The organism is Bradyrhizobium sp. JR4.1 (genome assembly GCF_040548605.1).
GTDB classification, from domain to species: Bacteria; Pseudomonadota; Alphaproteobacteria; order Rhizobiales; family Xanthobacteraceae; genus Bradyrhizobium; species Bradyrhizobium canariense.
This window is the reverse complement of sequence record NZ_JBEPRY010000010.1, coordinates 1-18389: the sequence shown is the minus strand read 5'-3', so window position 1 is coordinate 18389 and position 18389 is coordinate 1. Positions and strand designations below refer to the sequence as shown.

The 18389-nt window shown below is 63.7% G+C and carries 12 protein-coding genes; 8 read left to right on the top strand and 4 right to left on the bottom strand.

Annotation, left to right across the window (positions count from 1 at the left end):
- Positions 1-13 precede the first annotated feature (13 nt).
- The 4 genes from ABIB90_RS20435 to mdlC all read left to right on the top strand — a co-directional run bounded on the left by ABIB90_RS20435 (position 14) and on the right by mdlC (position 6256).
- Entirely contained in the window at positions 14-1723 is a 1710-nt protein-coding gene (locus tag ABIB90_RS20435) for an FAD-dependent oxidoreductase (RefSeq protein WP_354164689.1), read from the top strand.
- 88 nt (positions 1724-1811) lie between these two features.
- Entirely contained in the window at positions 1812-3131 is a 1320-nt protein-coding gene (locus ABIB90_RS20430) for an MFS transporter (protein ID WP_354164692.1), read from the top strand.
- Positions 3132-3164: 33 nt separating this feature from the next.
- A complete protein-coding gene (locus ABIB90_RS20425; RefSeq protein ID WP_007593060.1) occupies positions 3165-4613 on the top strand; it encodes an aldehyde dehydrogenase in 1449 nt (482 codons plus the stop codon).
- A gap of 35 nt (positions 4614-4648) precedes the next feature.
- The gene (gene mdlC, locus ABIB90_RS20420) at positions 4649-6256 is read left to right on the top strand and encodes a benzoylformate decarboxylase (protein WP_007593059.1); all 1608 of its coding nucleotides are present in this window, start codon (positions 4649-4651) and stop codon (positions 6254-6256) included.
- Here mdlC and ABIB90_RS20415 read toward each other — a convergent pair.
- Positions 6253-7785, bottom strand: coding sequence for a glucosamine inositolphosphorylceramide transferase family protein (locus ABIB90_RS20415; RefSeq protein WP_007593058.1), 1533 nt, complete (start codon positions 7783-7785; stop codon positions 6253-6255). The genes mdlC and ABIB90_RS20415 overlap by 4 nt on opposite strands.
- 46 nt (positions 7786-7831) lie before the next feature.
- The gene (locus tag ABIB90_RS20410) at positions 7832-9007 is read right to left on the bottom strand and encodes a glycosyltransferase family 4 protein (RefSeq protein WP_007593057.1); all 1176 of its coding nucleotides are present in this window, start codon (positions 9005-9007) and stop codon (positions 7832-7834) included.
- A 282-nt stretch (positions 9008-9289) separates the two neighbouring features.
- On the opposite strand from ABIB90_RS20410, the gene ABIB90_RS20405 reads away from it, so the two are divergent.
- On the top strand, positions 9290-11383 hold the full coding sequence (locus ABIB90_RS20405) for a GumC family protein (protein ID WP_007593056.1): 2094 nt from the start codon (positions 9290-9292) through the stop codon (positions 11381-11383).
- Positions 11384-11441: 58 nt separating this feature from the next.
- Here ABIB90_RS20405 and ABIB90_RS20400 read toward each other — a convergent pair whose 3' ends face one another.
- Positions 11442-12788 carry a lipopolysaccharide biosynthesis protein gene (locus ABIB90_RS20400; protein ID WP_007593055.1) on the bottom strand — a complete coding sequence of 449 codons (1347 nt, stop codon included), beginning with the start codon at positions 12786-12788 and terminating at the stop codon, positions 11442-11444.
- 431 nt (positions 12789-13219) lie between these two features.
- Here ABIB90_RS20400 and ABIB90_RS20395 point away from each other — a divergent pair, with 431 nt between their 5' ends.
- The gene (locus ABIB90_RS20395) at positions 13220-14443 is read left to right on the top strand and encodes an FAD-dependent oxidoreductase (protein ID WP_007593054.1); all 1224 of its coding nucleotides are present in this window, start codon (positions 13220-13222) and stop codon (positions 14441-14443) included.
- 29 nt (positions 14444-14472) lie between these two features.
- Here ABIB90_RS20395 and ABIB90_RS20390 read toward each other — a convergent pair whose 3' ends face one another.
- Positions 14473-15609, bottom strand: coding sequence for a GNAT family N-acetyltransferase (locus ABIB90_RS20390; protein ID WP_007593053.1), 1137 nt, complete (start codon positions 15607-15609; stop codon positions 14473-14475).
- A gap of 226 nt (positions 15610-15835) precedes the next feature.
- Here ABIB90_RS20390 and ABIB90_RS20385 point away from each other — a divergent pair, with 226 nt between their 5' ends.
- Together ABIB90_RS20385 and ABIB90_RS20380 are read left to right on the top strand one after the other, a co-directional pair.
- The gene (locus ABIB90_RS20385; protein ID WP_354164700.1) at positions 15836-17146 is read left to right on the top strand and encodes an O-antigen ligase family protein; all 1311 of its coding nucleotides are present in this window, start codon (positions 15836-15838) and stop codon (positions 17144-17146) included.
- Positions 17143-18168 carry a glycoside hydrolase family 5 protein gene (locus ABIB90_RS20380; RefSeq protein ID WP_354164703.1) on the top strand — a complete coding sequence of 342 codons (1026 nt, stop codon included), beginning with the start codon at positions 17143-17145 and terminating at the stop codon, positions 18166-18168. The genes ABIB90_RS20385 and ABIB90_RS20380 overlap by 4 nt, the downstream gene beginning before the upstream one ends.
- The last annotated feature ends 221 nt before the right edge of the window (positions 18169-18389 follow it).

Genomic DNA, 18389 nt, shown 5'->3' with positions numbered 1-18389 from the left:
ACCATGCAGAATAATGCTGGTAGGGAGAAGCGTCTTGGAAACATGTCTGAAGGCCTCGGTGCTCATCGTGGGCGGGGGGCCCTGCGGCCTGATGCTCGCCAACGAGCTCGGCCGGCGCGGCGTGTCCGCGATCCTGGTCGATGAAAAGCCGGGCACCGCATTCAATCCGCAAGCCAATGCGACGCAAGCGCGCTCGATGGAGCACTATCGGCGGCTGGGTTTTGCCGACGAGATCCGACGCGAAGGACTGCCTGCGGATTATCCGACGGACGTTGCATATTTCACGCGCTACACCGGATACGAGCTGGCCCGATTTCAATTGCCGTCATCGTCACGCGCGAGCGAGCTCGTCAAGGCCATGTCGGGCTCCTGGAGCGCGGCCGAGCTGCCGCATCGGGTCTCGCAAAAATATGTCGAGGCGGTGCTGCGCCGCCATGCCGAACGGCTTCCCGGAATACGGCTCAGCTACGGTCATCGTCTGATCAGCTACGTCGAGAGCGATGACGGCGTCGTCGCCCAGATCGAACGTCTCGATGACAACAGCCGCTTTGAGGTCCGGGCCGACTTCCTGGTCGGGGCCGACGGGCCGCGCTCCATGGTCCGGCAGTCGCTCGGCATTGTCTACGGCGGCGAAACCGGAACGCAGCGCGATTTCATGGGCGGCCGCATGCTGGCGGTCTATCTCCGTTCGCCCGGCTTCTACACGAGCATCCCGCACGCCAAGGCGTGGATGTACAATTGCTTCAACGGCGACCGCCGCGCCTTCATGGCATCGGTGAACGGTCGCGACGAGTTTGCGTTTCACACGCAGCTTCGGCCCGATGAGAACGAAAATGCGATCACGATCGACGAAGCCAAAGCGGCGTTCCAGCGCGCTTGCGGCGCACCGATCGACTGCGAAGTGCTGTCGTTCCTGACCTGGACCGCCGGTCATGCGCTGGTCGCGAATGGGATGCAGCGGGGCAGGGTGTTCCTTGGCGGCGACGCGGCGCATCTGTTCACGCCAACCGGCGGGCTTGGCTACAACACGGCGATCGAGGATGCGGTCAATCTCGGCTGGAAGCTCGCAAGCGTCGTCAAGGGTGTGAGCCCGGCGGGGCTGCTCGACAGCTATGAGGTCGAGCGGCGTCCGGTGGCGCTGCGCAACACCGATTATGCGCGTCGCTTTGCCGACTCGCTCGGTCTGTTCGCTCCCGCGCCTGAGATCGAGGACCCCACCGAGGCCGGCGACGAGGCGCGGCGGATCGCTGGCGTCTATCTCGAACAGCACGCCCGCGCCGAATTCAACATCCCCGGCATAACCTTCGGCGGGCGTTACGACGGCTCGCCGATCATCGTCTCCGATGGTAGCCAGCCGCCGCCGGACGCCGCGAACGTCTACGTTCCGAGCGCCTGTCCCGGCGGGCGCGCCCCGCATGCGTGGTTGGACGACGGCGTCTCCTTGTACGATCTGTTCGGGTTCGAGTGGACGCTGCTCCAGTTCGGCGAGGTCATGTCCGCGCATGCGTCATTCGCCGAGACCATCCGCGCGATCGGGGTTGATGTGAAACTCGTCACGCTGCCGAAATCGCTGCGGGATCTCTACGACGCCGATCTCGCCTTGATACGCCCCGACCAGATCGTGGCCTGGCGCGGCAGCGCGTCACAGGCTGGCAGGACTGGGCGCGTCCTTGCCCGCGCACTCGGACACAATGCGAGCGACAGCGCACGGCTGGCAAGCTGATCGACTCTCGCCGTCGCATCCGATCAGCGGCGGCGCGGCCAATAACAACAAGACAACAAAACGACAAATGACATCGGAGGAGGAAGCCGTGACGATAAGAGCATTGGAGGACTACGACGTTGCGACCGTCGCCACTGCCGAGCAGACGGCGAGCAGCCGCCGGCGTATCCTGATCGCCGGCACCATCGGCACCGCGATCGAATGGTACGACTTCTTCATCTACGGCCTGATCGCGCCGCTGGTATTCGATCAGCTGTTCTTTCCGAAGTTCGACCAGCTCACGGCGACCATTGCGGTGTTCGCGACGTTTGCTGTCGGATTTTTGGCGCGTCCGCTCGGCGGACTGGTGTTCGGTCATTTCGGCGACCGCCTCGGCCGAAAGTCCGTCTTGCTGTGTACGCTGCTCATGATGGGACTTGCGACCATGTCGATCGGATTGTTGCCGACCTACGCCAGTGCAGGCGTGGCCGCGACCGTCGCGCTTGTGGCGTTGCGCTTCGTCCAGGGGTTTGCGCTCGGCGGCGAGTCGACCGCGGCGATCCTTATGGCGATCGAGACGGCGCCCGGCCACCGCCGCGGCTTCTCGGCCGCGGTGATCCAGGCCGCAGGACCCGTCGGCGTCGTGCTCGCCTCGTTTGCGGCGCTCACGATCTCGCGGTTGCCGGAGGCGGATTTGCTGTCATGGGGCTGGCGCGTCCCGTTCCTGATCAGCGCGGTGCTGGTTGCGCTCGGCGTCTATATGCGCCTGCGCATCGAAGAGAGCGCGACATTCCGAAAGGCGAAGGTGACTGAAGCAGCGCCTGTGGTCGAAGCGCTGCGGGAGCATTGGCGGCCGATCCTCATCGTGTTCTTCGCCGAAATGGCGCAGACATCATATTTCTATTTGACGGCGATCTTCACCATCTCCTTCGCGACCCGTCAGCTCGGCGTCCCGAAGGACGTCATCACGCAGGCCGTGCTGTTCGCCAATCTCGTCGGCCTCGTTGCGATGCCGCTCATCGGCGCCTGGTCCGACCGCATCGGACGAAAGCGTCTGTTCCTGGCCGGCGTGGTGCTCGCAGCCATCTCGATGTTTGCATTCTACGATGTGGTCGCGAGCCGTGACACGATGCTGGTGACATGCGCGGTGATCCTCGCCGCGGGGGTGATCCATCCGCTGATGTTCGGCAGCGAAGGGAGCTATTTCCCGGAACTGTTTCCGACCCGTATTCGCTTCACCGGCGTGTCGATCGGAAAGCAGCTCGGGACGGTGCTCGGCGGCGGCATCGCGCCGCTGGTCGCCACCAGCCTGTTTGCGCAAACGGGCTCCACCTACGCGATCACGGGATACTACGTCGCGCTCGCGCTCGCAGCGATGATCGCGCTCGGCTTCGCGCATGAAACCGGCAAGTCGCGGCTGCTCGGCTGAGCAGGCGCCATCACCAACATCAGGGAGGTTTTCATGGACGTCAGTCTTCTCATCAACGGGCAGGACCAGGCCGCTTCCGGCGGCAAGGTGTTCGAGCGCCGCAATCCGCTGTCGCAGGAGGTGGCAAGCCGCGCGGCCGCCGCGACGGCGTTCGATGCCGACGCCGCGGTGGCGGCAGCTTCCGCCGCATTGCCAGGATGGTCGGCACTTGGCCCGAATGCGAGGCGCGCTCTGTTGCTGAAGGCCGCAGATGCGCTTGAGGCGAAGCGCGATGCCTTCATCCGGATCATGATGGCCGAGATCGGCACGACGGAGATCTGGTCCGCCTTCAACGTGAAGCTCGCGACCGGCATGCTGCGCGAAGCGGCGTCGCTCACCACGCAGATCGCCGGCGAGGTGATCCCGTCGGACAAGCCGGGATGTCTCGCGATGTCCGTTCGCCAGCCGGCCGGCGTGTGCCTCGGTATCGCGCCGTGGAATGCGCCGATCATTCTCGGCGTTCGCGCCGTGGCGACGGCGCTTGCCTGCGGCAATACGGTCGTGCTCAAGGCGTCCGAGATTTGCCCGGGAACGCACCGGCTGATCGGCGAGGTCTTCAAGGATGCAGGCTTTCCGCCCGGTGTCGTAAATGTTCTGACCAACGCACCGGCCGATGCGCCTGCTCTGGTCGAGCGCCTGATCGCCAATCCGGCCGTGCGGCGGATCAACTTCACCGGCTCAACCCGGGTCGGCCGCGTCATCGCCGAACTCGCCGGGCGGCACCTCAAGCCGGTGCTGCTCGAGCTTGGCGGCAAGGCGCCTCTGGTCGTGCTCGACGATGCCGACCTCGATGCCGCCGTCGCCGCCGTGGCCTTCGGCGCCTTCATCAACCAGGGCCAGGTCTGCATGTCTACTGAGCGCGTAATCGTGGACGAGGCCGTCGCCGATCAGTTCGTCGCGAAGCTTGCCAAGAAGACAGGCGCGCTTCCGGCCGGCGACCCGCGCCGCGGTCCGGTGGTGGTCGGCTCGATGATCGACGAGGCGCCGGCCAAGCATGTCGTTGCCCTGATCGACGACGCGATCGCGAAAGGCGCCGTCAAGCTCGCGGGGGGCGACCGGGTTGGCACGGTCGTCCCAGCCACCGTGCTCGACCGCGTGGTGCCGGGCATGCGCATCTACACCGAGGAGAGCTTTGGTCCCGTCGTCTCGGTGGTCCGCGCGCGTGGCGTGGACGATGCCGTTCGGCTCGCCAACGATACCGAGTACGGCCTCTCGGCCGCCGTGTTCGGCCGCGACGTCGCGCGTGCCCTGACGGTGGCGCAGCGGATCGAAAGCGGTATCTGCCACGTCAACGGCCCGACCGTGCATGACGAGGCGCAGATGCCGTTCGGCGGCGTCAAGGGATCGGGCTACGGCCGCTTCGGCGGCCAGGCCGGGATCGCCGAGTTCACCGATCTGCGCTGGATCACCATCGAGACCCAGCCGCAGCACTATCCTTTCTGATCGCGCAGCAAGCGAAGCCACCAGGACGTCCATTCATGAATTCGAAAATTCTCACGGTTCGGGAAGCGACCCTCGGTGTGCTTCGCTCCTTTGGCGTCGATCGCGTTTTCGGCAATCCCGGCTCGACCGAGCTTGCCTTCCTCGGCGACTGGCCCGATGACATCGACTACGTGCTCGGTTTGCAGGAAGCCTGCGTCGTCGGCATGGCGGACGGCTACGCGCAGGCGACGGGGCGTCCGGCTTTCGTCAATTTGCACTCGGCGGCCGGGCTCGGTCATGCGCTCGGCAATCTCTTCACCGCGTTCCGCAACAAGACGCCGATGGTCGTGACAGCCGGGCAGCAGGCGCGCAGCCTGTTGCGGATGCGACCCTATCTCTTCGCCGAGGACGCCGCACAGTTTCCAAAGCCCTATGTGAAATGGAGCGCCGAACCGGCGCGGGCCGAAGATGTTCCAGCGGCGATCGCGCAGGCCTTCCTCACCGCCATGCAGCATCCGCGCGGTCCGACATTCGTGTCGGTCCCGTCGGATGATTGGGCGCGGCCCGCAATCGCACCGCCGGTCCGCCACATCGCGACGGAGTTTGCGCCCGATCCGGCGGCGATCGTTCGGCTCGGCGCGGCGATCCGGGCCGCCAAAAAACCTATCTTCGTTGTCGGACCCGAGATCGATCGCAGCGGCTGCGTCGACGCGATGGTCGCTGTGGCCGAGCAGGCGAGCGCGGCCGTTTGGGCAAGCCCGATGTCGAGCCGTTCGAGCTTTCCGGAATTGCATCGGCTGTTTGCCGGCTTCCTTCCGGCAGCACCAGGAGGGCTCGCCCGCGCCCTGCGCGGCGCCGATCTGATCGTCGTGGTCGGCGCGCCGGTGTTTACTTTCCATGTCGAAGGACAATGCGAATTGCTCGACGACGGAACGCTGGTCTGGCAGATCACGGATGATCCGACGGAAGCCGCAGCCGCTTCTGTCGGCGACACCATCATCAGCACGCTCCCGAAGGCGCTGGCTGGACTGCTGTCGGCGATGCCTGACATCGCGGAGCGCGAAGTGCCGGCCGCGCGGATGCGGCCTGCCGCTCCTGCCGCGCAACATCCGATTCCGCCGGGCTATGCGCTCGCCCGGCTCTCGGCGTTGATGCCGGGCGATGCGATCGTGGTCGAGGAAGCGCCGTCGCATCGTCCCGCCATTCAACAATTCCTGCCGCGGCCGGGTGCGGACAGCTTCTATACGATGGCGAGCGGCGGACTTGGTTACAGCCTGCCGGCCTCCGTCGGCGTGGCGCTGGCGCGGCCCGGCCGCCGCATCGTCGCCCTGATCGGTGACGGATCGGCGATGTATTGCATCCAGGCGATCTGGACCGCGGTGCAACGCCGCTTGCCGATCACCTTCGTGATCATGAACAATTCAGGCTATGGCGCGATGCGCGCCTTCAGCCAGCTGATGCAGGCGCATCGCCCGCCCGGGATCGACCTGCCCGGGCTCGACTTCGTGGCGCTCGCAAGGGGAATGGGTTGTCCGGGGCGGCGCGTGACCGATGCCAGTGACGTCGATCCTATCTTGACCGAAGCGTTGGCATCGAGCGGTCCCGCGCTGGTCGATATCGCCGTCGACGACGCCACGACGGACTTGTTCAGCCATCCGCGCTAGCTGGCGGTAGAGGGACTGGTTCGCGGCGACAAAACGGCCGATGGAAATTTGCCTCCGAAGGCGCGGGTCTTGGGTTGGACACGCGATCCGTCGATCACCTCGAGCCGGCCGTAGCGGTTCAAGGTGTGCAACTTCCTGCCGGGCCATGCCGATCCGGGCCGCAGAGAGTGGCGGACAATCTGCTTGAACGTCGTCGGCGACAGTTCGACGATTTCCGCCAGGGCGAGCGCTGCGCCGTATCCGCCGGCACAATCCTGGACCGGCCGCCACAATTTGCCATTGATGGTGACGAAATTCCCCGCAGGCCGCGTGCTCGCGCGGTCGATGAGGACGGGGTTGCTGGCATGCGGCAACCACGGGCCCATGAGGTGCTCGGCGTAATAGATCGCCAGCGAATCCGAATATCCGCCGGTGCCGTCGCGCCAAGCTCCGAACAGATAGTTCAGGCCGTTGTGCCGCGTGATCGTCACATCGGCGAGTTCAAGTCCCGAAAGCAGCGTCTCGTGCCGCTCCCATTTGTCTGGAAACCGAACGCATTTGTAAATGGCGACGTCCCCATTGGTCGAGCTCTCCGGGATCATCCACAACGCGCCATCGTCCTCGATCAGGAAGGGATAGGAGAGGTGCCAGGGCTCGTCCAGTACGGGCACGACCGCTCGGACCGGGCCCGTATCGTCGAACTCGATCGCGGAAATGATTCCTTTCCCAACCCGGTGATCGAGATCTTCAAAGAAGACGAATGTTCTTCCCTGCCATGTGATGGGGAAAGGATCGGCGTAGAAGTGATTTCCGGGGTCGGAAAGGACATTCCAGCGGGGCCCTGACAGATCTCCGGTCTGCCAGACGCCGGCACCATCATTGAAGCGCCACCCGACATGCCAATGCGGGGCATAGCAGCAGAGGCGATAGATCTCCTTGGCGATCGATGTCGCTAGGCCGCGCGCGACGTACGCCGCCGGCAGGCCGTTACCAATTCGGGCCGGTCGCGCCAGCTGCGGCAGGATGCGCGGCCGTCCCGACAGGATGGCCGCCACCATGGTCAGGGTTCGCGCCATGACCGTTTCTAGTCCGCCGCTCAGACCGGCCGCGATTTCGGCAGAGGGGTGGCCGCGATCGAGGACTGCACCGTCGACCTCGTCGACGATTTCGATCACCGGCAGATCGCCGGCGAGAATGGCGGCAAGGGCTGCGTTTTCGCCTGCGGCTCCATTGAACAGCGGACGGAGATACTGCCGGGCGGAGCAGTTCGGATCCCGCGCGGCACCGGTGAAATCGACAATGACGTCCGCTGTGCCGGTGCGAGCCTGCATCCGTTCGGGACTGATCTTCAGCCTGTCGGCGCCGCTGTGTTTGCCCTTGTGCAACACCAAACGTTCGAGCTCGAACAGCATGTCGAGACCCGTCGGCCGCGGCTCCGCCGTTGCCGTCCATGCAATCTGGACCGGTACATCCCGGTCATCGATCGGCAGCGTCTCGCGGCCCATCCATCGCCGCGCATGCTCAATTTCACAGCGAAACTCGATGATCATGTCGAGCCGATCCGTTTCCGAGTCGATCCGTTTAAATGCGCCCCGATCAAATGACCTGGCCGAGAATTCGAACGTATTCCTCCACCATGGCGTCCACTGAATAGCGCAGCTTCAGGCCTTTGGCGTTTTGTCGCAGTTCGTCGCTCAGTTTTTGGTCCGTCAGGAGCCTGGAGACGGCGGCCGACAGCTTGGTATGATCGGAGGCATCGACGAACAGCGCTGTCGGTTTTCCTTCGACGGACAGCACCTCGCGCAAGACCGGGAGATCGGTGACGACCGAGGGAACGCCGGCGTTTGCGGCCTCCACAGCGGCCAAGCCGAAGGTCTCCGCCTGCGTCGGAAATACGAATACGTCGAGAGCGGCGAGAAACTCCGCCATCTGGCGCGGGGTGATTTCGCCGAGCAGATGCAGCCTGTCCGATACTCTCAGCTCATCCGCCAACTGCCGCAGCCGGGCCTCGTCGGCTCCCTGGCCGGCCAGCGCGAGGTGCCAGGATGGTTGATCCGGCAACAGACGTATCGCCGCGTCGAGCCGCTTGTGCGGGTGCAATCTTGCTGCGCAGCCGAGCAGGGTGCGATCCGGCGGCAGATTGAACTTCTGTCGCGCAGCTTGCTTCGTCAGGGTGAGCGCCTTGTCGTCGAAGCCGTGCGGGACATGCACCATGCGCGCGCGATAAGCCTTGGGGTAGCGCGAATACTCGCGTTGCATGTCCAGCGAGTTGAGCGTGATGCGGTCGAAGAAGCCGAGGCTTCCCATGGCGATGTCGGCCATACGGACCGGCCAGCTCATCGACAGCGCGGATGAAACCTGATTGGCGATGACAGGCGCGCGGCAGATGAGGCGCGCCACGCCGGCGCCGATGACATTGCCGAAGTGCTGAAACGTCAGAACGGCGTCGGGCCTGGTGGCCCTGATATGGCCGCCGAGCGTCCACAGCATTTGCAGCAGCGCCAGCGGATTTCCCGGCCGGCTCGACGCGCAATAGATCGTGTCGGGGGGCTCATCGAACGAATCCGACTTGCGGAAGAAGAACAGATTGGTGACCCGATAGCCGCGGGCGGTCAGCCTGGCGCCAAGCAGGCGCGAGATCTCCTGCGCGCCCGCGTTCTCGGCCTGGGTCTGTACGAGAAGCACGTGCGGCTTTCGTCCGCCACCGTTGGGCGGCGGGAGTGCTGTCGCAGTCGTCTCGCCCAACGCCTTGTTTGGCTGGTAATGGAGCACGGATCCCGACCCACTAGAGAAACGAATTTTTCACATTCTTAACCCCGTGCTTACCATGGAGGCCTCGCGCGGACACCGACTAGCAATAAACGGAGTTAATGCGCGCCCTGTCGCAAGGGCATCGTTCGCGAGGGAATTCCGCTGGTTCCCGACGAAATGAAGCGCGCGCGTTAACCAATTGGTCACGGCCGCGCCAGGCGCGGGTAACCGCGGATTAACCATAGATATTTACGTTGGAGCAGGCACTGAACAGTGTTCGCCAGTTGAATCCGAGTAAAATCCATGACGTTCGGTCGCCGCGCAGACCCGACAAGTTCCGGATCGACCGCTGCCGCCGCGTCGTGGCAGACGCGACATGCGTCAAACGGCGAGTCGCGCGAATCCGCCGCGCGCTTGGGCGGTGCGCTCACGGCCGCGGGTGCGCTCTCTTTCATGCGGAACAACGCTCGCCGCATCCTGACGCTTGCTCTGGCGATTTTTTCCCTTGGCGTCATCGTTCTCTTGGTGATCCCGGTGCGATTTGCGGCGACCGCGCTGGTGGTGGTCGATCCACGCGAGCAACGCGTGACCTCGGAGCAGGACGTTCTGCCGGGCATCGGGCAGGATAGCGCTGCGCTGCAAAGCCTGGTCGAAGTGGCGAAGTCCGACGGCTTTCTCAAGCCGCTGATCGAGCAGCTCAAGATTCGGGACGACGAGGACATTTCCGGGGGACATACCGACCCCGCGCGCCTGCTCGAGAGATTCCGCAACCGCCTCGACATTTCCCGGCGCGGGCTGACCTATGTCATCGCCATCCGCTTCACGTCGAACCGGCCGGAGCGGGCCGCTTACTACGCCAATGCCATCGCCGAGGCGTTCGTCGCCAGCCAGGGCCGCAGCCGCACCGATGCGACCGACGAGGCCGCCGACTGGCTCAGTGGCCGGCTCAAATCATTGAGCGAACGGTTGAAGGCGTCAGAGGACGCCGTGGCCACGTTCAAGCTCGAGCACAGGATCGTCAACGCGGGCAAGGATTCCACCACCCAGCAATTGCGGGTCACCGAACTGTCGCAGCAGGTTGCCGCTGCGCGCGCCAGGACCGAAGAGGCGAAGGCCCGCCACGAGCAGGCACAGCGCGACGTGAAGGCGAATGTCGACAGTCCCGTCAAGCAGGATCTGCTGAGCGCCCTGCGCGCGCAGCGGTCGGCGCTCAATGACCAGATTGCGCAGAAGCGGGCGGTGTTCGGCGATCGCCATCCCGACCTCGTCATGTCGTACAGCCAGTTGACCGATCTCAACAGGCAGATCGAGGTTGAGCGGACGAAGGGCATCGACACCGCAAAATCGGAATACGAGGCCCAGCGCGAACAGCAGAAGGCGCTGGAAGGCCAGATGAAGGCGGCGGAATCGCAGCTTCTGGTCGATGGTCAGGCACTGGTCCGGCTCCAGGAGCTGCAGCGCGACGCCGAGGCCAACAGAAACATCTACGAGCAGTTCCTCTCGCGCTCCAAGACGACGAACGAGCAGCGCCTCTTGCAGAGCTCCCAGACCAAGATTGCGTCGTCCGCCATTCCGCCGCTGCGCTCGACCCTTCCACCGCTGTCCTTGCTGCTCGCCGCTCTCGCGATCGGTTCGCTGCTGACATCGACGGCGGTCGTTGCCGCCACGGGACGCGGATCGGACAAATCCGCTCCCGATGTCCGCGACCCCGAACCGGCTCCGCGCCAGCCCGCGACGTGGTCGCGTCCGCCCATTTGGGCCCGCATTCCCGACTTGGCGCCAGGCGAAGCCCCCAGAAACATCTGGCAAGCTCCGGTGTCCGCGACGACCGAACTCGATCTCGGTCTCCACCTGCGTCCGCTGCTGGAGCGGCTGGAGAAGGTGCCGGGACCTCGTGGCAAGGTCGTCCTCGTGATGTCGGTCGGGAAGCGCGCCGGCGGCAACACCGTCGCGCGGTCGCTGAATCGATGGGCGTTGAACACGGGGAAGCTGAGCGTGTTGATCCGGGTCGAGCCGGACCTCGGCGGTGCCGGGGCAGGGCTCACCAAGGGCCAAGCCGACGGCATGATCATTGCGGACTTTCGCAGCGTCGATGAGCTCCTGAGCGCCAGCAAGAAGCCCCAGCCACAGCCCGCGGACGATATTCGTTCGGAGTTCGATCTGATTGTCGTCCACGCCACCTCCCTGGCCTTGCAGCCGGAGGCGGCGGCGCTGGCTGCTCACGCCGATCTTGTCATGCTGGTCGCGCGCGAAGACGCAGTCGACTCGGCCGCAATGCGCAGGGCGATCGCTGCGCTCTCCCGGTTTGCCGGCGTGCCGACGGGCATCGTCGTCAATCGTGTGCCGGCCGGCCCGTCGGCGTCGCGTCGCGGCGAAGTGCTGGGGCTGGCTGGTTGACGCCACCGGCAACGGATTGCCGAGCCGAGCCGTGCCATTGCCTCGGCTGACCAGAGGTCTATTCGCCGGAGTCCGCGCCACGGACCGCGTAGGCGCTGGGCTTCGATGCCGAGAAGCGCAAAAGCCCCAAAATCGAAGGATCGACCCCGGTTCGCCGGCGACAGAGGATGTTGAGCGCAATGGTCGCCAGCGCCAGCGACACAGTGGCCGAGATCGCTGCACCAAGAACGCCGAGCCAGGGAATGAGGACGAGAAATCCGACTAGCCGCAGCGCTACGTTCCCGGCGATCACGGGGACGTACTCGCGCTCATAGCCGGTCAGCTGCAAGATCGCCGCAGAAGGACCGCCCGCCGCCTGGAACGCTGTTCCGATCGCGAGCACGATCAGGACCCAGTGCTGCGCAGCAAAATGCGGCCCGAACAGGTTGAGCAGATGGGGACCTCCAACCCAGATCAGGAGAAGTCCGCTGACCACGCACACCGCGGTTACTTCCGCCATGAGCCGCAACGTTCGCTCGAATTCCTGATGGTTCTTGCTGAAGTACAGCGAGGGGAGCCGACGTGCGCCAAAACTGTACAGTGCGGCCGACAGCATGGCGAAGATGTTGGCCAGCCGCGAAGCGGCAAAGTAAATTCCGGCGGTTGTGGGGTCCAGCATCCAATAGACCAGAATGACGTCGAAATACTGGTTCGCGGCTTCGAGGATGGATGCGACCCAGAAATGAAGCGCGCTCGATCTCCAGCGCGACGTCTCGGACCCCACCGCCGTGCCGCGGAAATCCGGCAGGGTTCGCGCAATCGCGATGATCTGTGCAATCAGTCCGACCGACATGGCAATCGTCATCACGGCGATCAATTCGGCGGGATCGAGCTGGCGATGGCCGAACATGATTGCGAGCAGGAACAGCACGACGCTGACGCGCCAGAAGAACTCCCTGTTTCCTTCTCCCATGAGAATGCTGACCAGGGAGCGTGCGATCTGGCTGCCAAGCATCAGTCCCGCATTCACGGCCGTGTAGGCCGACACCGCGAGAACCAGCAGCCACGAGGCGCCTTTGATGTTCGCGCCGATCGCCATTGTGCCGATCGCGATCAGCATCGCGACGGAGGAAATTTTGAGGCTCGATAGCAGCACGCCTTTGGTGAGATCGGGCTGATTTCCCACCCGATACTCGTTCAGAAATCGCACCAGCAGCGATTCCTGGCCCACCAGTCCGACGACCGCTGCCATCTGGGCGACCGAAAGCCAGGTCGCAAAGATACCAAACCCATCGGGCGACATCGTTCGTGCCGCAAGCGAGAACAACGCGAACGCAAGCGCGCCGCTACCAACCTTGAGAAGGATGGTTCCGGCAACACCGCGCGTCACGTCGCGCCGCATGAATTGGACGATGGATTCGATCATGGAGATTTAAGGGGCAACTTCCCCTGAAGAGACATTTCAGATTACCTGCAAAAGCCTAGCATGCCGAAAAACCGCGAGTGTTAATGGACGGCCTCCATGATCCTGCCGACCGCGGCGATGTCGCGGCATGCCTGTTGCTTCACTATGGAACATTGCTGATCCCATTGTCCCAGATAGAGCAAAGTGCGGCCTGATCGCGTGGCGGCATAGCGCCGCATCGACGGCCAATGAGGCGAGATGAGCCGCTGGAATGCGGACCGGCTCGCCGGGATTGGTCATCCCGAGCAAGCCGCGTGCCGGATCTCGTCGGGCCGGGCCGGTCTCCGCTGCATTAACCGAGATATCGAGAAATGATCGCGTTTGGTCCTGCGATGCGACATCAGGCGAGAGAATTGCACGGGCAATCATCGTTGACCGTGGGAGCCTGGACCATGACGGCGGATAGCAACGCGCCCGAGCCGATTGCCGCAGCCGGCCCTTCGACGATCGTCGCCGACATTGCGATCGTTGGCGGCGGCCTCGCGGGCTCGCTCGCGGCGGCCGTGCTCGCGCGGTCAGGGCATCGTGTCGCGCTCGTCGACAAGCGCGCGGTCTATCCGGACGAGTTCCGGGTCGAGAAAATTGGCGGCCATCAGCTGGAGATGTTGCGCAAGCTGGGCTTCCTCGACGCGCTCGACAGCGTCGCCTGCCGATATGATCAGGTGCTCAATATCAGGGAAGGCAAGGTGGTCGATATCAGCGTCGGCCGGGCTTACGGACTTCCGTATGCCGATCTCGTCGCCATGGCGCGCAGTCAACTGCCTGATCCGTCCAGCCTGATCGTCGACGAGGTCACTGCCGTCAACTGTAGCGACGATATCCAGCATATCGAGCTCGCGTCCGGGAGACGCATGACAGCGCGCCTCGTCGTGTTGGCCACGGGCATGGCGGGCGTTCTCGGTTACAAGCTCGGTATCAAGCGGCGGGTGCTGGCCGAGCGTCATTCGGTCACGTTCGGATTCACGATCGCGCGCCGAGACGATGCGCCGTTCGATTTCGAGGCGCTGACCTGTTACGGCGAGCGCACGGCGGACGGCATCGATTATCTCAGCCTGTTTCCCGTGCGTGCCGGCATGCGGGCAAATCTCTTCATGTTCCGCGACGCGGCCGATCCGATCATGCGCGAGCTGCGCCGCGAACCGGAAGCGACGGTGTTGCGCCTGCTGCCGGGTTTGCGGCCTTACCTCGGCGATTTCCACGTGATCGACCGGGTGCAGAATTGGGTGATGGACCTGTCCGTCGTGGAAGGACATCTGCAGCCCGGCGTCGTGCTCATCGGCGATGCGTTCCAGACCAATTGCCCTGCCGCCGGCACCGGCGTTGCCCGCCTGCTGGTCGATGTCGACCGCCTCTGCACCGAATATGCGCCGCGTTGGCTCGTGACCGAAGGCATGAGCCAGGACAAGATTTCGGAATTCTATTCCGATGTCGACAAGGTCGCGGCGGACCAGCAGTCGCTGAAGATGGCGCACTTCCGGCAGGCGCTGACGTCCCGCAACGATATCGGCTGGGACGTGCGACGGCGCCTGCACTTCCTGCGACGCAGGATCACCCACCGGGTCGATCAAATGCGGCCGGGCTGGCTCGCGCATGTTCGAGGCGCGCTACGCGCCTGAGAGCCGCACTCATCGGGGCCTCGCGCCGGTCAGCGCGTGGGCGTTGAGGTCCGGGTCGGCAGGAGCCGGAACTCCGACATTCGCTTGGCGGCCAGTTTGAGCCAGGGCGCCTGCTTCAGTGCGAACAAGGAAATGGCGCCCACGGTGCTGCCGGCCTGCGTGACCACCCACATCGGCGCGGGCTGTGCGCCGAACTGCTTCTTGTAGGGCTCGTCACCGATGGTGAAATCGAGCATCTGATCCCCGCGCTCAATGCAGTCCTTCGCGACTTGCTCGAACATCAGCGCGCCCAGGGACTGGCTCTTGTATCCGGCAATGTCGAAGGCGCTCATGATAACGAGGAAGCTGCCTCGATGGCAGAGCCCGAGCACGGCGGCAATCACCTCGCCATCCATCTTCATGGCATAGAGCCGGACAAAGGAGCCGAGGCCGCGCTGCGCCATCTCGGAATAGAAGCCGTAATATTCGGAGCGCTGGAGCAGATCTCCGTCGCCTTGCGCCTGAAAGCGCGGACCGCGGAATTTTCGCATCACGTCCAGCGCCTCGATCACGGAGGCGCTGTCGCCGCAGCATGAAAAACTCAGATCGCCCTTCTTCTGGAGCTGCCGGGATTTTTTTGCGAGCTCCTTCTGGTAGGAACGGTCCATCGCGCTGGCGCGCCATTGCTCGAACGGCGCGACGAGAACGGTCGCGTAGGCGTTGGAGTCCATCGCGGCGCGGCGGGGCGTAGCCAGGAGGTTCTCGATCGGAAGCCGTCCATCCGGGAGCTTGGTCATTCGGAGCAGATCGAACGGGCGGACAAGGTACCTGATTTCTGCGCACGCGCTCTCGTCCTTGAGCAGCTCGGAAAAGACCTGCGGACTGCACACCGGAGCCAGATAGTCGGAGACGCGAAGGTCGGCGAATTCGACGGTCCGTATCGGGCCGCGCCGGATCCGCAGCAAGGGCAGCACCATCGCAAGGGCGCCCGTCGCGCGGTGGCGGACCACGACAACCAGAGGCGTTGCGCCTGCATGAGACGCGAGCCTGGTATAGAGGGTGTCGAGCCAGAGCGGATGCTGGAACGCGGTGGCGGCCGAGTTGTCGAACAGCTCCGCGTAATCAGGCGACAGGAAGTCGAATCCCTGCTCGATGGCGATGTCGAATGTGTTGCTAGGTCTGTTCATGATAACCAGGGAAGCCGGATAGCTCGGGACCGTCGATCGAACCGGATCTGCGCTTTATAGCAGGGTCATTACAGGCGAGACACCGGCGGCGTGTGATTTGCGCTAATGCTTCAAGCAGGGCTCGTATCGTTACCAAACCGTTAATTTCTCGCAACGGCGCCGCCTCGCGGCGTGAAGCTCGACCTGCGCTAGCGAATTATTAACCGCGCTTAAGGAAGGTCATCTCATGGCCAGCCTGCAGACCGAGGTGGATTCCGGGGCACCCGGGCGCGCGATCTGGACGACGCGCAGCGTTGGCGTCGAGAGGATAGCCAGGATCGCGATCAGCTGTTCGATCACCATCAACGTGGTCGCATCGATGGGCATCTTCAACGCTGCGCTAGTGCCGACGGAGCTGAGCTTTCTGCAACAGGCCATAGCCCTTCTGATGTGGGCTATCCTGATCTACGCAAGTGCATTCGTGCAGCCGCGCCTGCGGTTGCAGGTCAATCCCGATCTGGTGGCGCTGGTCGCATTCTATGCCTTCGCTATTCTCTCGGTGTTCTGGTCCAGCCTGAGCGTCGCGGCGATCATGAAGAGCGCGGCGCTTGCGATGACGACGTTCGGCGCATTTTGCCTCGTCACGCGCGTCGACGTGGACGACATCGTGAGAGCCACGGCCCTTGGGCTCTTCATATTGGTCGCCGCGTCGGCTGTCTGTGCGTTGGCCGTGCCCGACATCGGGATCGACCACAGCTGGATGCACAACGGTCAATGGCAGGGCGTCTACGAATCCAAGCAGACGCTCGGCTTCGTCGGCGCGTATCTGATGTTCTTGGCCTGCTATCAAAAGATGACGGGGCAGGGGTGGCTGGCCTTCCTCGCCGTGTTCCTGTTGGCGTCGACATGTGTGCTCGCGTCGGAATCGCGCGGCGCCGGCGCTGTCGCCCTGGCCGCCTGCGCCATGCTCGTGACCTCGATGTGGTCGGTCGGCTGCATGAGGCTCTATGCGCTCCTGCCGTCGGTCATGTGCGTTCTGGCCGGACTTCTGATCCTGTATTTCTACGTGACGGGATACGACGCGATCCATATCGGCGATGCCAGTATCGATTTCACCGAACGAACCTTCATCTGGCATTACGCGATAAGCCATTTCAACGATGCGCCGCTGCTCGGCTTCGGCATCAACGGCTTCTGGACCATCCCGTCGATCTACGATTATTTCGAACAGAATCACGGCTGGGTGCTCGACAATTATCACAGCGGCTACATCGCGATCCTGATGGAAACCGGCTTCCTGGGGTACATGCTCTTTGCTGCGAGCGTCCTCCTGTTTTCGCACAAGATCCTTCATCTGATTTCCGCTCGCACGATCGACCGATCGCATTGTGCCCTCATCATCGGATTTGTCGTCCTCAGCTTTCAGACCAATTTTACGGAGACGACGTTCCTTCGCTCGACGATGTTCACATCGGTGCTCCTGGTGGGATTTTTCTTCGCGACGTGCAGGCCGGTGCGACCGACGGAATTCCAGGCTCTAGGAATGGAAGCGGTATGACCGCCACGCGCGCTCGCTGGTCGAGAAGCTTCAATCTCGCGGTAGCGGCGTTCTTCCTTGCATCGCTGTTCTTCCACGCCCACGGGGCCGAGCAGACCGCCGCCCGTGACATGCCAAAACTGGGTCGCGGTATCAACATTCTCGGCTACGATGGTATCTGGGAAGGCGGCCAAAACGCGCCATTTCGCCTGGACAATCTGACCGCCATCAAGAAAGCCGGGTTCGCGCATGTCAGGATCAATTTCTTCGGCTTCAAGTTCATGGGGCCGGGGAATGTCATGGACGAAATCGTCCTGAGGCGGCTCGACGCCGTCATCGAGGAGGTTCTCGCGAGGAAGCTCGTTCCCATCGTCGACGAGCACGATACTCATCTTTGCCAGCGCGACGTTTCCGAATGCGCCGAGAAGCTCAAGGCGTTCTGGCGGCAGATCGCCGAGCGCTATGCCGGAAAATATCCGGCACTCGTCTTCGAGGTGTTGAACGAGCCTGGTGGGGAAATGACGTCCGCCGGCTGGAATTCGCTCCTCAATGAATGTCTCGGCATTATCCGCCGCACCAATCCCGAACGGCTGGTCATCGCCGCCGTTCTCAACACCGACGAGATCCCTGTCGACGCGCTGGTTCTGCCGCCAGAGGACAGGCATCTCATCGTCACGTTTCATTATTACGCGCCGATACGGTTCACCCATCAGGGCGCGCCGTGGTCTCCGACGTTTTCGCGGATCGGGCCCCTGGACTGGGGCAGCCCGGAGGATGAAGCGAAGGCTGCCGCGGACTTCAGGAAGATGAGCCTCTGGGCGGAGAAAGAGCAGCGCCCGGTTTATGTCGGCGAGTTCGGAGTGTACGAGCGTGCGCCATCCGACAGCCGGCAGCGATATTTGTCATTCGTGGCGAGAAGCGCCGATAGGCTCGGCTGGTCATGGGCCTACTGGCAGTTCGATCACGACTTTGCCGCCTTCGACAGCGCGCGTCAGGCCTGGAAGCCAGGTATCCTGCGTGCGCTGATGCCGCCGACGCGTTGAAGTCGGGTCCCAAGCCCGCTCATGTAACGGAAGGAGTGTCGGGCCTTGACCCGTCGGGCAAAACACCCGCCACCGCGTCAACCCCTCTCCGCAAAAATATTCCACTTTACCGAAATTCGGTTTTGACGTATGTGTCGCTCATCCCGGCTCATCCTTGAGGGGCGATCTTGTGGTCGTCACGTTCGCGAGCCGGGCTTGCGGTGGACGCGGCAGCGTTCGGG